The following is a 12,148-nucleotide window of genomic DNA, read 5'->3' as shown; positions in this document are numbered from 1 at the left end:
ATATTACGCTTTCCTCTTTCAGAGTCAACCCTAATTTTCAGGATTTTTTCTCTGCGACCCCCGGATACTCTGTGAAGTTGTTCACATGTTCCGTGTCGATGGAGGCGCATTATAGGGAGCCGGTTCAGAATGACAAGCGATAATATGCATTTTTTATCTGACCGCTCACTATTCATTCGTAACGCCTATTAAACCCGCTTTTTGATGGCTTCAGGCAGGTCCGCCAGGCTATTTAGCACCCAATCGGCCAGCTTTTCGCCCTGCTCCGTCACCGGCTTGCCGGTACGCACCAGCACCTTGGTGCCGACGCCGGCCGCGATCGCCGCCTGCATATCTTCCGGTTTATCGCCCACCATATAAGAAGCAGCCATATCGATGTTCAATTCCTGCTGTGCTTGCAGCAGCATGCCCGGCTGCGGTTTACGGCAGTCACACACCTGACGATACTCTTCTACTACCGCCTCCGGATGGTGCGGGCAGAAATAGATGCCGTCGAAGTCAACGTCGCGATCGGCCAGCGACCAGTCCATCCACTCGGTCAGGTACATGAATTGGTCTTCGCTGAACTTGCCGCGCGCAATGCCGGACTGGTTGGTCACCATTACCAGCGCGAAGCCCATCTTTTTGAGTTCGCGACAGGCGTCAATCACGCCGTCAATAAAGTGGAAGTTGTCGATTTCATGGACATAGCCATGGTCAACGTTAATCGTACCGTCACGATCGAGAAAAATTGCTGGAACGCTTTGTGTCACCGCTTTGCTCCTGAGGGCCTGTATACGCTGACAGTATCGCATGTTTTACCCCACGCTGAGAACGCCGGAGAACGTCGCAGGCCGTTGACTTGGACGTCTAGACGCCTTAACATCTGATCCATACCTTGGTTCCACGCCGAGGTTTACTTTTATCTAGCCACGGGCAACCACGCTAAAATAAGAAGAATATGATTAAACTTTCTAACATCACTAAAGTGTTCCAGCAGGGTTCGCGCACCATTACCGCGCTCTCTGACGTGACCCTTCACGTCCCTGCCGGGCAAATCTATGGCGTCATCGGTTCCTCCGGCGCCGGTAAAAGCACGCTGATTCGCTGCGCCAACATGCTGGAGCGCCCAACGTCCGGCCAGGTGCTGGTCGATGGTCAGGATCTGACCTCGCTGTCGGAAAGCGAACTGACGCGCGCCCGTCGCCAAATCGGCATGATCTTCCAGCACTTCAACCTGCTCTCTTCCCGCACGGTGTTCGGCAACGTGGCGCTGCCGCTGGAGCTGGACAATACGCCGCGCGCCGAGATCAAAAAGCGCGTGACCGAACTGCTGGAGCTGGTCGGCCTGGCGGACAAGCACGACGCCTACCCGGCCAACCTGTCCGGCGGCCAGAAACAGCGCGTGGCGATCGCCCGTGCGCTGGCCAGCAATCCCAAAGTGCTGCTGTGCGACGAAGCCACCAGCGCGTTGGATCCGGCCACCACCCGTTCCATCCTGGAACTGCTGAAAGACATCAACCGCCGTCTGGGCCTGACCATTCTGCTCATCACCCACGAAATGGACGTGGTGAAACGCATCTGCGACCAGGTCGCGGTCATCAGCCAGGGGCAACTGATCGAAAAAGACAGCGTCAGCGAAGTGTTCTCACACCCGAAAACCCCGCTGGCCCAGCAGTTCATTCAGTCCACGCTGCATCTGGATATCCCGGACGACTACGCCGCACGCCTGTCGCCGGAACGTCAGGGCGACCGCCAGCCGCTGCTGCGCCTGGAATTCACCGGCCAGTCGGTCGATGCGCCGCTGCTGTCTGAAGCCGCTCGCCGCTTCAACGTGAACAACAACATTATCAGCGCCCAGATGGATTATGCCGGCGGCGTGAAATTCGGCGTGATGCTGGCGGAGCTGCACGGCAGCGACGAAGACGCGCTGGCGACGATTAAGTTCCTGCAAGAAAATCAGGTAAAAGTAGAGGTTCTGGGTTATGTCTGAGGCAATGATGTGGTTGATGGCGCGTGGCGTGTGGGAAACCGTCATGATGACCTTTGTCTCCGGCTTCTTCGGTTTCGTGCTCGGCCTGCCGGTCGGCGTGCTGCTGTATGTTACCCGCCCTGGGCAAATCATCGCCAACAACTCGCTGTATAAAATCCTGTCTGGGCTGGTGAACATCTTCCGTTCCATCCCGTTCATTATCCTGCTGGTTTGGATGATTCCGTTTACCCGCATGATCGTCGGCACCTCTATCGGTCTGCAGGCGGCCATCGTGCCGTTGACCGTGGGCGCCGCACCGTTCATCGCGCGCATGGTGGAAAACGCCCTGCTGGAGATCCCATCCGGTCTGGTGGAAGCGGCGCGCGCCATGGGCGCCACGCCGATGCAGATCATCAAGAAAGTGTTGCTGCCGGAAGCCCTGCCGGGCCTGGTCAACGCCGCAACCATCACGCTGATCACCCTGGTGGGCTACTCCGCTATGGGCGGCGCGGTCGGCGCCGGTGGTCTGGGCCAAATCGGTTACCAATACGGTTATATCGGTTATAACGCCACAGTGATGAATACCGTATTAATATTACTGGTAGTTTTGGTTTATCTGATCCAATTCTGTGGCGATCGCATCGTCAAAGCCGTTACCCATAAATAGTTTCACAGCATGTTAATGCGAGTCTAATGAGGAAGGGATATGTCGTTAAAATTTAAATCCATCGCGGCAATTGGCGCACTGATCGGCTCTCTGGCTCTGGTGGGCTGCGGCCAGGATGAAAAGAATCCGAACCACATCAAGGTCGGCGTGATCGTCGGCGCTGAGCAGCAAGTGGCCGAAGTGGCTCAGAAAGTGGCTAAAGAGAAATACGGTCTGGACGTTGAGCTGGTCACTTTCAACGACTACGTGCTGCCTAACGAAGCGTTGAGCAAAGGCGATATCGACCTGAACGCCTTCCAGCACAAGCCATATCTGGATCAGCAGATCAAAGATCGTGGCTACAAGCTGGTGCCGGTCGGCAACACCTTTGTTTACCCGATCGCCGGTTACTCCAAGAAAATCAAATCGCTGGACGAGCTGAAAGAGGGTTCTCAGATCGCACTGCCTAACGATCCGACCAACCTGGGCCGTTCGCTGCTGCTGCTGCAGAAAGTCGGCCTGATCAAACTGAAAGACGGCGTTGGCCTGCTGCCGACCGTGCTGGACGTGACCGAGAACCCGAAAAACCTGAAGCTGGTTGAGCTGGAAGCGCCTCAGCTGCCGCGTTCTCTGGACGATCAGCAGATCGCGCTGGCGGTGATCAACACCACCTACGCCAGCCAGATCGGTCTGACGCCGGCGAAAGACGGCCTGTTCGTGGAAGATAAAGACTCGCCTTACGTCAACCTGCTGGTTGCGCGCGAAGATAACAAAGATGCGGAAAACGTGAAGAAATTCGTACAGGCCTATCAGTCTGACGAAGTGGACGCCGCCGCCAACAAAATCTTCAACGGCGGTGCGGTGAAAGGCTGGTAAGCGCTTATTCGCCAATTTTATTCCTATAATTGCAAGACGGGCCAAGGCCCGTCTTGTTATTTCCGCCATAGATTGCTTCAATAGCGCCACTTTCATTAAGGCAGAGGAATCTCAATGCGTGTTTTACCTCTCTGTTTGTTAGCGCTCGCGCTGGCCGGATGTTCATCGCAACGTATCGCGCCGTCCTCAACAAACAGCACCAGCAAGCCGACCACTACCGCCCCGGCCAAGACCACGCCGGCCGCCCGCCCCGCTCCGGTAAAACTGTACAAAAGTGCAGAAGAGCTCGTGGGCAAGCCATTCCGCGATCTGGGTGAAGTGTCCGGCGAATCGTGCCAAACCACCGTACAAGACTCCCCACCGAATCTGGCCACCGCCCGTAAACGCATGCAGATCCGCGCGTCTTACATGAAGGCCAACGCCGTGCTGCTGCACGACTGCCAGATTGTCAGCGGCGTCGCCGGTTGTTACCAGCAGGCCGTCTGCCAGGGCTCGGCGCTTAACGTCTCGTCCAAATGACCGAATTCGTTTTCGAGCAGATCGGCGTGATCCGCTCGCCATATAAAGAAAAATTCGCCGTTCCCCGCCAGCCGGGGCTGGTCGAAGACGGTGGCGGCGAACTGCTGCTGCTGCCACCTTACAACCAGGTGGAGGCGGTACGCGGCCTCAGCGATTTCAGCCATCTGTGGGTGATGTTCATTTTCCATCAAACCCTGGAAGGCGGCTGGCGGCCGACGGTGCGCCCGCCGCGTTTAGGCGGCAATGCCCGCATGGGCGTATTCGCCACCCGCTCCACTTTCCGCCCCAACCCGCTCGGCATGTCCCTGATCGAACTGAAAGGCGTGCGGATGAAAAACGGCGAAGTGGCGCTGGAGCTGGGCAGCCTCGATCTGGTCGACGGCACCCCGGTGGTGGACATCAAGCCTTATCTGCCGTTCGCCGAGAGCCAACCGCAGGCCCGCGCCGGTTTTGCCCAGGCCGCGCCCGCCGGCGATATGCCGGTGCGTTTCGCGCCTCAGGCCGAGCAGCAGCTGCAGCAACATCAGGCGCGTTATCCGCAATTAAGGCGTTTTATCAGCCAGGTGCTGGCGCAAGATCCCCGTCCCGCCTATCGTAAAGGAGAGGACGTCGAACGGGATTACGCCGTCTGGCTGCTGGATTTCAACGTGCGTTGGCGCGTCGTGGACGGTCATACCGAAGTGTTGGCGCTCGACCCGCGTTAAAATTCCGCCGCCTCTCTTTTGGCGACCCGCTCGCGCTGGTAAACTAAACCACTTTTGTCACTTTTGGCCGCCACTCTGGCAGCCCGATGCAATTTGCAGTTCTAACGGAACCAAAACACCATGCGTACTAGCCAATATCTGCTCTCCACATTGAAGGAGACACCTGCCGACGCCGAAGTGATCAGCCACCAGCTGATGCTGCGCGCCGGGATGATCCGCAAGCTGGCCTCCGGTCTTTACACCTGGCTGCCGACCGGCCTGCGCGTTCTGAAAAAGGTTGAAAACATCGTTCGCGAAGAAATGAATAATGCTAACGCGATCGAAGTGTCCATGCCGGTGGTTCAGCCTGCCGATCTGTGGCAGGAAAGCGGCCGTTGGGAGCAATACGGCCCCGAGCTGCTGCGCTTCGTCGACCGCGGCGATCGTCCGTTCGTGCTGGGCCCGACGCATGAAGAAGTGATCACCGATCTGATCCGCAACGAGATCAGCTCGTACAAACAGCTGCCGCTGAACTTCTTCCAGATCCAGACCAAGTTCCGTGATGAAGTGCGCCCGCGTTTCGGCGTAATGCGTTCCCGTGAATTCCTGATGAAGGATGCCTACTCCTTCCATACCTCGCAGGAGTCTCTGCAAGAGACTTACGACGCGATGTACGAAGCGTACAGCAAAATCTTCAGCCGCATGGGTCTGGATTTCCGCCCGGTGCAGGCCGATACCGGCTCGATCGGCGGCAGCGCCTCGCACGAATTCCAGGTGCTGGCAGACAGCGGTGAAGACGATATCGTGTTCTCCACCGGTTCCGACTTCGCCGCCAACATCGAGCTGGCGGAAGCGGTCGCGCCGGCGGCGCCTCGCGCGGCGGCCGGCGAAGAATTGCGTCTGGTGGATACGCCGAACGCCAAAACCATCGTTGAGCTGGTCGATCAGTTCCAGCTGCCGGTGGAAAAAACCGTGAAGACGCTGATGGTGCGCGCCACCGAAGAGAGCGGCCACAAGCTGGTTGCCCTGCTGGTGCGCGGCGATCACGAGCTGAACGAAGTCAAGGCCGAGAAGCTGGCGCAGGTTGCCACGCCGCTGACCTTCGCCACTGAAGAAGAAATTCGCGCCATCGTCGGCGCCGGCCCGGGTTCACTCGGCCCGGTCAACCTGCCGATGCCGGTGGTTGCCGACCGCAGCGTGGCGGCGATGAGCGACTTTGGCGCCGGCGCCAACGTCGACGGCAAACACTACTTCGGCATCAACTGGGAGCGCGATCTGCCGCTGCCGCAGGTGGCCGATATCCGTAACGTGGTGGACGGCGACGCCAGCCCGGACGGTCAGGGCACGCTGCTGATCAAACGCGGCATCGAAGTGGGCCATATCTTCCAGCTCGGCACCAAGTACTCGGAAGCGATGAAAGCGACCGTGCAGGGCGAAGACGGCCGCAACCAGGTGCTGACCATGGGTTGCTACGGCATCGGGGTCACGCGCGTCGTGGCCGCCGCCATCGAGCAGAACCACGACGAACGCGGCATCATCTGGCCGGACGCCATCGCGCCGTTCCAGGTCGCTATTCTGCCGATGAACATGCACAAGTCGTTCCGCGTGCAGGCGCTGGCCGAAGAGCTGTACAACACCCTGCGCTCCCACGGCATCGACGTGATCCTCGATGACCGCAAAGAGCGCCCGGGCGTGATGTTCGCGGATATGGAACTGATCGGCGTGCCGCACTCTATCGTTATCGGCGACCGCAATCTCGACAACGAAGAGATCGAGTACAAGAACCGCCGCGTCGGCGAGAAGCAAATGATCAAAACCGGCGAAATCGTTGATTTCCTGCTGGGTCAGATCAAACGCTAAGCGACGAATGCCAGAAAGTAAAAAACCCGCTCTCGCGGGTTTTTTTATATCCGAAATCGCTTATTTGCTGCTGCAGTTCTTGCTGCGGTCAAACACGATTTTGCCGTCCGGCACCAGCGCCTTCTCGGTCAGACCTTCCTCCATCGACGGCTGCACGCTGAAGTGCGCGCTGAACGTCAGGAATACCGGCTCGCCGGCGGTCTTGTATGCTTTGGCGTAACCTTGCTCCAGCGCGATGTTGTTGTCCACCGGGAAGGTTTTGCCGGTAGCGCAGTCCTTGAAGACCGCCGCGTCCGCCATATAGGTGTAGCTGCCTTTCAGCGTCATCGGCGTTTTAGGCAACGGCTTCTCAACCGGATCCAGACGGTAATTCAGCTTGGACTCGATCGGCACGCCGCTGCGATCCAGCATTTCCAGGCTCTTGCCCACCGGGCGGAAATAGCGTTTCTCGCCGTTGCTGTCGGTCAGCACCAGCTTATCCGCGGTGCGCGCCCATTTGCCGTAGTCGGCAAAGGTCTGATCGCCGTCTTTGGTGCCGCGATAGGTTTCCTGCAGCACGAAGGTGCCGTCCTCATCCAGGAACAGCGCCGTCTCCAGACCGCCGCAATCGGCGCAAGGCAACACCCCTTGATAGCTCTGCGGCATTGGCTGCAGCGGTTGTTCCTTCGGTTGATAATGATTGTTGCATCCCAACAACGAGAGTGCGCCTGCCGCGAGGAACAGGGCTACCGTAATTTTTTTCACAGTTATTCTCCTACTGTGTTCATGTATTCCTAAGTGCGAACCTTGCCACGCAGCGCCTTGGTGGCGCCTTTACGCGCCTTGCCTTCCAGGCGACGCAGTTTGGCCCCTTTTGTGGGCTTGGTCGCCTTGCGCGTTTTTTCCACCACCATCGCCTGCCGAATCAGCGCGGCCAGCCTGGCCAACGCCGCTTCGCGATTCAATTCCTGACTGCGATACTCTTGCGCCTTGATAATCACCACGCCATCGGCGGTAATGAGATGATGATTCAGCGCCAGCAGCCTTTCCTTATAATACTCTGGCAGGCTGGATGCCCGGATGTCAAAGCGCAAATGGATCGCCGTTGAGGTTTTGTTCACGTGCTGGCCGCCCGCGCCCTGCGCGCGGATCGCCGTCAATTCCAGCTCATTATCCGGTATGGCGACGTTTCTTGACAGTTCCAGCACCGGTTACACCTGCGCCAGCTGCCACTCGGCGAACTGGATTTCCAGACTATTCTGAGCATCGGACAGCCAAATAGTTCCCTCCTGCAACGTCGCCTGCAGCGTCATGGTGCGGCTGGCCAGCGCCGTCAGGCGCGCCAACTGCTCGTCGTCGAGGAAACGCACGCTCAGGTTCTTGTAGCCGGCCACCTTGCCCTGCATTCCCTGCCACCACACGTGCGCGGCGCGCTCGCCGTAGGCGTACAGCACCACGCGCGGCGACTGGTTGCAGGCCTTGCGGATGCGTTTTTCGTCGGGCAACCCCATCTCGATCCACATTTCCAGCCCATTGTGGTCGTTGCGCTGCCAGATCTCCGGCTCGTCGTCGGCGCTCAGCCCTTTGGTGAACACCAGCCGCTCGTCGGCATGGCAGATCCAGGCCAACAGGCGCAGCATCATGCGCTGCTCGTTTTCGGACGGGTGTTGCGCCAGCGTCAATGCGGCGTCGTGGTAGAAGTGACGATCCATATCAGCGATATTGACCGCGGCTTTATAAATGGTTGCTTTCAGCGCCATGGGTGACCTCGTTATTATCCGGCGACAGTGTACTTGATCAGGGCCGAACGCCGCCAGCGCGGCCCGGCCGCGGCAGTGCGAAAGGCATGCCGGGGTGCTGATAACTCCATAACAGCTGTGCTATAGTCGTCTGGGATAGGATAAAACTCCAAGAGCCTGCGCCTCATCGCGATAGTAGTCTTGATGATGCAGAGGTTCTTAAGGGAGGAAACTGTGCAACAATACTGTGAGTTAGTACGCCGTACTTACGCCGAGATTGGCAGTGGAGATCTTGGCTACGTGCCCGATGCGCTGGCTTGTGCGTTAAAGGCATTGGACGATGTCGCAGCGAACGATGCGCTACCGTCCTCCGTTAGGGAACAGGCGGCCTTTGCCGCCGCTAACTTATTGGTGAGCGACTATGTTGATGAATGATGAGTACCAACCCATCAATTGCGATGACTACGACAACCTGGAACTCGCCTGTCAGCATAAACTTATTCTGAAGCTGGAGTTACGCGACGGAGAAGTGATCGAGGCCAAGGCGATCGACCTGCTGCAAAAGAAACGCGTTGAGTATCTGACCATCGAACAGAATGGCCAACAGCGCGACCTGCGTCTGGACCATATCAGCAGTTTCAGTCATCCGGAAATCGGTACCGTGGTCGTCAGTCTGTCGGACTGAGCAGCGGTAACCCCATCCCAACAGGGCAGCCCAACGGCTGCCCTCGTCATTTACGGCTTCAGGCTGGCGTAAAAGGCCGCCAGATCGGCGATATCGTCATCCGACAGCCCCGACACGTAGGCCTTCATCACCTCGGCCTGGCCGCCGTTGCGCTCCCCTTTTTTGTACGCCTGCAGCGCGTGCTGCAGGTACATGGCGTTCTGCCCGGCCAGATTCGGGTACATCGGCACCGTCACCTTGCCCTGCGCGCCGTGGCACGCAGCACAGGCGGCGGCTTTCGCCTGGCCGGCCGCCGCATCCCCCGCCGCCAACGCCGGCAGGCTGAACAGGCCGGCGGCCAACAGCGTGATCCCCACAAACTTCATTATTGCTCCTCGCGATTATGATTTTTTTCCCAGCGCAGCCGCCACGGACGTTCGCCTTCCGGCACCTGCCCCGCCTCACAGACGAATACGCCCAGCGCGGCGATCAGCTGCTCATCATAATAAATCAACGGGATGCGTTCACGCTGCCAGGGCGGGATCCCCAGCTCCTGCCACAATTTTTTTATCGGCCGCGAATGGGCGCGCCCCACGATGCGCACCACGCCCTGCACGCCGCCGAAACGAATGCTGATCCGCTGCGACGGCTGCGGCGCGCGCAGCGCCAGCTCGCCCTCACCCGCGACAAGCCGCCCCAGCCCGTCCGGCAGCGCCAGCGGCTCGTCAGGCAGCCAGGGCAGATGCACATCGCGCAGCGCCGCCAGCGGCGGCAACAGGTGCAACCGGCCGCGGAAACGGCGAATCTGATAGGCACCGAGCTGCAGCTGCGGTTCGGCATCCTCCCGGCTGCGCGCCACCTCCTCCCACAGGCGCTGAAGCTGCTCACGCGCCGGCATGGTGACGTTAAACAACGCGATCCAGCGCCGCAGCAAGGCGAAGCGCCGCACCGGCGAACAGTCCGTCAGGCCGTCGATCGCCAATGAGCGATCCGCCGCCAACAGGCTTTGCAGCGGTTCCGCCAGCAGTTCGTCCAGCAGCTGCTCCTGCTCGGCGCACAGGCCGGCGCTGCGCGCCACCGCCGAGGCGAAGTGCGGCCAGCGCTGGTTGAGCTGCGGCAACACCTGCAAGCGCAGGAAATTGCGATCGAAGCGCGTATCCTGATTGCTGTCGTCATCTATCCAGGTTAGGGCGTGGCGTTGCGCGTAGTTTTCCAACGTCTGGCGTGAGCAACCCAACAGCGGCCGCAACAGCAGGTGCTCGCCCAACGCGGCGCGCGCCGCCATCGCCGACAGCCCCGCCGGCCCGCTGCCGCGCTTGAGCGCCAGCAGGAAGGTTTCGCTTTGATCGTCGAGGTGTTGGGCGGTGAGCAGCGCTTCGCCCTCCGTTAGCGCGGCGCTGAAGGCGGCATAGCGCGCCGCGCGCGCCGCCGCTTCGATGCCGCCCTGGCGGGCGTCCACCTGCACGTGCGTCACCGTCAGCGGGATCTGCCAGTCGGCGCAGCGGCTGCGGCAATGCTCAACCCAGCGGTCGGCGAAGGCGCTCAGGCCGTGATGCACATGCAGCGCGCGCAGTTGCATTCCCGGACGCCGGCGGCGCAACGCCGCCAGCACATGCAGCAGTACGCTGGAATCCAGGCCGCCGCTGAACGCCACCAGCAGCCGCTGCTGCGCGCCCAACTGGTCTGCCACCCGCGTCGTTAATTGATCAGTATTCATCGGTCGGCTTTGTCACTTCTACATAGCTGCACGTTAACCCCGCCTACCGTCATCAATCAAGCATTAACCGTCCGTGCCTGGCGCCGCGTCAGCAGCCACCAACCGCCCAGCACCGCGATCACCGCCAGCGCGCATCCGGCCGCTCCCCAGCCAATCTGGGCGAAAATGCGGCCATACGCCTGCATCGCCGCCCCCTCGATGTGATCTTCGGCGGTCTGATTGGCGATAATGCCCGCCAGGTAGTTGGCGATCGAGCCGGTCGCCAGCATATAGATGCCGGTCAGCACGCCGGTGGCGCCGGGGATATTCAGCCGGGTGATCTGCGCCATCGCCACCGGATCGATAAACAGTTCGGCGAAACCCATCACCGCCAGACCGGCGATCATCAGCCCCATCGATCCCGGCCCGTGCAGCCGCGTATTGAGTGCCATCAGCGTAAAGCCGACGCCGATCAACAGCAGACCGAAGGCGAACTTGCACCAAATGCGCAGCGTGCGATCGCCCGCACCGTCGCCGTTCGCCAGCCATGCCAGCGCCACGCCGCCCAGCATCACCGCGCAGGCGTTAACCGACTGGAACAGCGCGGTCGGCACCGTCCAGCCGAACCAGCGCCGATCGACGAAGTGATCGATAAACAGGCTGATGGAGCTGCCGCCCTGCTGGGCGAAAGCCCAGAACAGCGTGCCCAGCAGCATCAGCACAACAATCTGCCACAGCCCCCGGCGCTGGCCGGCGTCCGCACGCAGCATAATGCGCGCCACCAGCACCACCGCCGCCACGCACACCAGCCCGAGCAAATAGCCGGCCCAGTCGTGCACAAACAGCAGCGTGAAGAACAGCGGCGATGCCAGCAGCGCCGCCAACAGCCAACCCCAGTGCGGCAAGCCCAGGCTTTTGGCGCGCATCAGCGGTGCATTCACGCCGCGGGTATGGCGGAAGTGGCGCCCGCCGAGCAGGAAGATCGCCAGGCCGGCGAACATGCCGATCCCGGCCAACGCAAAGCCGACGTGCCAGCCATAGCGCTCGGCCGCCAGCCCGCAGGCGATCGGCGCCAAAATGGAACCGACGTTACCGGCGGCGTACAGCAGCGAGAAGCCCCCTTCGCGGCGCGAGTCGTGCGCCGGATACAGTTCGCCCAGCAGGCAGCTGATATTGGATTTGAACAGGCCGTAGCCGCAGATGATGATGGCCAGCGCCAGATAGAGCGACTGGGCGGAGACCGCGCTCAGGCCGAGCACGATATGCCCCAGCGTCATCAGCGCCGCGCCGGCAATCACCGCGACGCGATTGCCCAGCAGGCGGTCGGCGAGCCAGCCGCCCAAAATAGGAGTGACGTAAACTAACGAAGCGTAAGCGCTGTAGAGATCGATGGCGTGGCTGTCGGTATAGCCGAGTTGGTGGGTCAGATAGAGAATCAGTAACGCACGCATGCCGTAAAAGCTGAAATATTCCCAAATTTGTATGGCTACGACATAGTAGATTGCGCGCGGCTGTGAGGGTGTTTTCATGGAGGT

15 protein-coding genes are annotated in these 12,148 nt (G+C 60.1%); 8 read left to right on the top strand and 7 right to left on the bottom strand.

The window, feature by feature from the left end; all coding sequences use genetic code 11:
- Nucleotides 1-188: 188 nt before the first annotated feature.
- Nucleotides 189-752 carry a D-glycero-beta-D-manno-heptose 1,7-bisphosphate 7-phosphatase gene (gene gmhB, locus ACJ8HN_RS22155; RefSeq protein ID WP_033635715.1) on the bottom strand — a complete coding sequence of 188 codons (564 nt, stop codon included), beginning with the start codon at nucleotides 750-752 and terminating at the stop codon, nucleotides 189-191.
- A 188-nt stretch (nucleotides 753-940) separates the two neighbouring features.
- Between gmhB and metN the strand changes: the two genes are divergently transcribed.
- The 6 genes from metN (at nucleotide 941) to proS (ending at nucleotide 6,535) form a co-directional block, all read left to right on the top strand.
- Nucleotides 941-1,972, top strand: a complete 1,032-nt coding sequence (gene metN, locus ACJ8HN_RS22150) for a methionine ABC transporter ATP-binding protein MetN (RefSeq protein ID WP_004932012.1) — start codon at nucleotides 941-943, stop codon at nucleotides 1,970-1,972.
- Nucleotides 1,965-2,618 (top strand): methionine ABC transporter permease MetI, encoded by a 654-nt coding sequence (locus ACJ8HN_RS22145; RefSeq protein ID WP_033655307.1) that lies wholly within the window; start codon nucleotides 1,965-1,967, stop codon nucleotides 2,616-2,618. Before metN ends, ACJ8HN_RS22145 begins: the two co-directional genes overlap by 8 nt.
- 39 nt (nucleotides 2,619-2,657) lie before the next feature.
- Nucleotides 2,658-3,473 (top strand): MetQ/NlpA family lipoprotein, encoded by an 816-nt coding sequence (locus tag ACJ8HN_RS22140; protein ID WP_049213629.1) that lies wholly within the window; start codon nucleotides 2,658-2,660, stop codon nucleotides 3,471-3,473.
- 114 nt (nucleotides 3,474-3,587) lie between these two features.
- On the top strand, nucleotides 3,588-3,992 hold the full coding sequence (gene rcsF / locus ACJ8HN_RS22135) for an Rcs stress response system protein RcsF (RefSeq protein WP_025304011.1): 405 nt from the start codon (nucleotides 3,588-3,590) through the stop codon (nucleotides 3,990-3,992).
- On the top strand, nucleotides 3,989-4,696 hold the full coding sequence (tsaA, locus tag ACJ8HN_RS22130; protein WP_442523957.1) for a tRNA (N6-threonylcarbamoyladenosine(37)-N6)-methyltransferase TrmO: 708 nt from the start codon (nucleotides 3,989-3,991) through the stop codon (nucleotides 4,694-4,696). The genes rcsF and tsaA overlap by 4 nt, the downstream gene beginning before the upstream one ends.
- A gap of 120 nt (nucleotides 4,697-4,816) precedes the next feature.
- Nucleotides 4,817-6,535, top strand: a complete 1,719-nt coding sequence (proS, locus tag ACJ8HN_RS22125; RefSeq protein ID WP_033655309.1) for a proline--tRNA ligase — start codon at nucleotides 4,817-4,819, stop codon at nucleotides 6,533-6,535.
- Between the two features lie 60 nt (nucleotides 6,536-6,595).
- Here proS and nlpE read toward each other — a convergent pair whose 3' ends face one another.
- Genes nlpE through ACJ8HN_RS22110 form a run of 3 tightly spaced genes read right to left on the bottom strand, consistent with a single transcriptional unit; the run spans nucleotide 6,596 to nucleotide 8,274 of the window.
- On the bottom strand, nucleotides 6,596-7,279 hold the full coding sequence (gene nlpE / locus ACJ8HN_RS22120) for an envelope stress response activation lipoprotein NlpE (RefSeq protein WP_033655310.1): 684 nt from the start codon (nucleotides 7,277-7,279) through the stop codon (nucleotides 6,596-6,598).
- Between the two features lie 29 nt (nucleotides 7,280-7,308).
- Nucleotides 7,309-7,722 (bottom strand): alternative ribosome rescue aminoacyl-tRNA hydrolase ArfB, encoded by a 414-nt coding sequence (arfB, locus tag ACJ8HN_RS22115; RefSeq protein WP_028127523.1) that lies wholly within the window; start codon nucleotides 7,720-7,722, stop codon nucleotides 7,309-7,311.
- Between the two features lie 3 nt (nucleotides 7,723-7,725).
- On the bottom strand, nucleotides 7,726-8,274 hold the full coding sequence (locus ACJ8HN_RS22110; RefSeq protein ID WP_060419424.1) for a YaeQ family protein: 549 nt from the start codon (nucleotides 8,272-8,274) through the stop codon (nucleotides 7,726-7,728).
- A gap of 213 nt (nucleotides 8,275-8,487) precedes the next feature.
- Between ACJ8HN_RS22110 and ACJ8HN_RS22105 the strand changes: the two genes are divergently transcribed.
- Both ACJ8HN_RS22105 and rof read left to right on the top strand, forming a co-directional pair.
- Nucleotides 8,488-8,688 (top strand): YaeP family protein, encoded by a 201-nt coding sequence (locus tag ACJ8HN_RS22105; RefSeq protein WP_004931993.1) that lies wholly within the window; start codon nucleotides 8,488-8,490, stop codon nucleotides 8,686-8,688.
- Nucleotides 8,675-8,938, top strand: a complete 264-nt coding sequence (rof, locus tag ACJ8HN_RS22100; protein ID WP_004931991.1) for a Rho-binding antiterminator — start codon at nucleotides 8,675-8,677, stop codon at nucleotides 8,936-8,938. Before ACJ8HN_RS22105 ends, rof begins: the two co-directional genes overlap by 14 nt.
- A 50-nt stretch (nucleotides 8,939-8,988) precedes the next feature.
- On the opposite strand, the gene ACJ8HN_RS22095 is transcribed toward rof, so the two are convergent.
- Genes ACJ8HN_RS22095 through dtpD form a run of 3 tightly spaced genes read right to left on the bottom strand, consistent with a single transcriptional unit; the run spans nucleotide 8,989 to nucleotide 12,142 of the window.
- On the bottom strand, nucleotides 8,989-9,303 hold the full coding sequence (locus ACJ8HN_RS22095; protein ID WP_033635721.1) for a c-type cytochrome: 315 nt from the start codon (nucleotides 9,301-9,303) through the stop codon (nucleotides 8,989-8,991).
- Nucleotides 9,303-10,634: a tRNA lysidine(34) synthetase TilS gene (tilS, locus tag ACJ8HN_RS22090; RefSeq protein ID WP_442523954.1), complete on the bottom strand. Its 1,332-nt coding sequence runs from the start codon at nucleotides 10,632-10,634 to the stop codon at nucleotides 9,303-9,305. Before tilS ends, ACJ8HN_RS22095 begins: the two co-directional genes overlap by 1 nt.
- 56 nt (nucleotides 10,635-10,690) lie before the next feature.
- Nucleotides 10,691-12,142 (bottom strand): dipeptide permease DtpD, encoded by a 1,452-nt coding sequence (gene dtpD, locus ACJ8HN_RS22085; protein WP_197803272.1) that lies wholly within the window; start codon nucleotides 12,140-12,142, stop codon nucleotides 10,691-10,693.
- Between the last annotated feature and the right edge of the window lie 6 nt (nucleotides 12,143-12,148).

The sequence above is a fragment of the Serratia sp. CY29653 genome (genome assembly GCF_052169255.1).
GTDB lineage: Bacteria > Pseudomonadota > Gammaproteobacteria > Enterobacterales > Enterobacteriaceae > Serratia > Serratia sarumanii.
Note: the sequence above shows the minus strand (reverse complement) of the source record. Positions and strands in the feature narration are given on the sequence as shown.

What these genes read in the sequence shown, in the direction of transcription:
- ACJ8HN_RS22110 (WP_060419424.1), bottom strand. Translation starts at nt 8,274, where the DNA reads ATGGCGCTGAAAGCAACCATTTATAAAGCCGCGGTCAATATCGCTGAT.
- rof (WP_004931991.1), top strand. Translation starts at nt 8,675, where the DNA reads ATGTTGATGAATGATGAGTACCAACCCATCAATTGCGATGACTACGAC.
- metN (WP_004932012.1), top strand. Translation starts at nt 941, where the DNA reads ATGATTAAACTTTCTAACATCACTAAAGTGTTCCAGCAGGGTTCGCGC.
- rcsF (WP_025304011.1), top strand. Translation starts at nt 3,588, where the DNA reads ATGCGTGTTTTACCTCTCTGTTTGTTAGCGCTCGCGCTGGCCGGATGT.
- proS (WP_033655309.1), top strand. Translation starts at nt 4,817, where the DNA reads ATGCGTACTAGCCAATATCTGCTCTCCACATTGAAGGAGACACCTGCC.
- tsaA (WP_442523957.1), top strand. Translation starts at nt 3,989, where the DNA reads ATGACCGAATTCGTTTTCGAGCAGATCGGCGTGATCCGCTCGCCATAT.
- ACJ8HN_RS22140 (WP_049213629.1), top strand. Translation starts at nt 2,658, where the DNA reads ATGTCGTTAAAATTTAAATCCATCGCGGCAATTGGCGCACTGATCGGC.
- dtpD (WP_197803272.1), bottom strand. Translation starts at nt 12,142, where the DNA reads ATGAAAACACCCTCACAGCCGCGCGCAATCTACTATGTCGTAGCCATA.
- ACJ8HN_RS22095 (WP_033635721.1), bottom strand. Translation starts at nt 9,303, where the DNA reads ATGAAGTTTGTGGGGATCACGCTGTTGGCCGCCGGCCTGTTCAGCCTG.
- tilS (WP_442523954.1), bottom strand. Translation starts at nt 10,634, where the DNA reads ATGAATACTGATCAATTAACGACGCGGGTGGCAGACCAGTTGGGCGCG.
- ACJ8HN_RS22145 (WP_033655307.1), top strand. Translation starts at nt 1,965, where the DNA reads ATGTCTGAGGCAATGATGTGGTTGATGGCGCGTGGCGTGTGGGAAACC.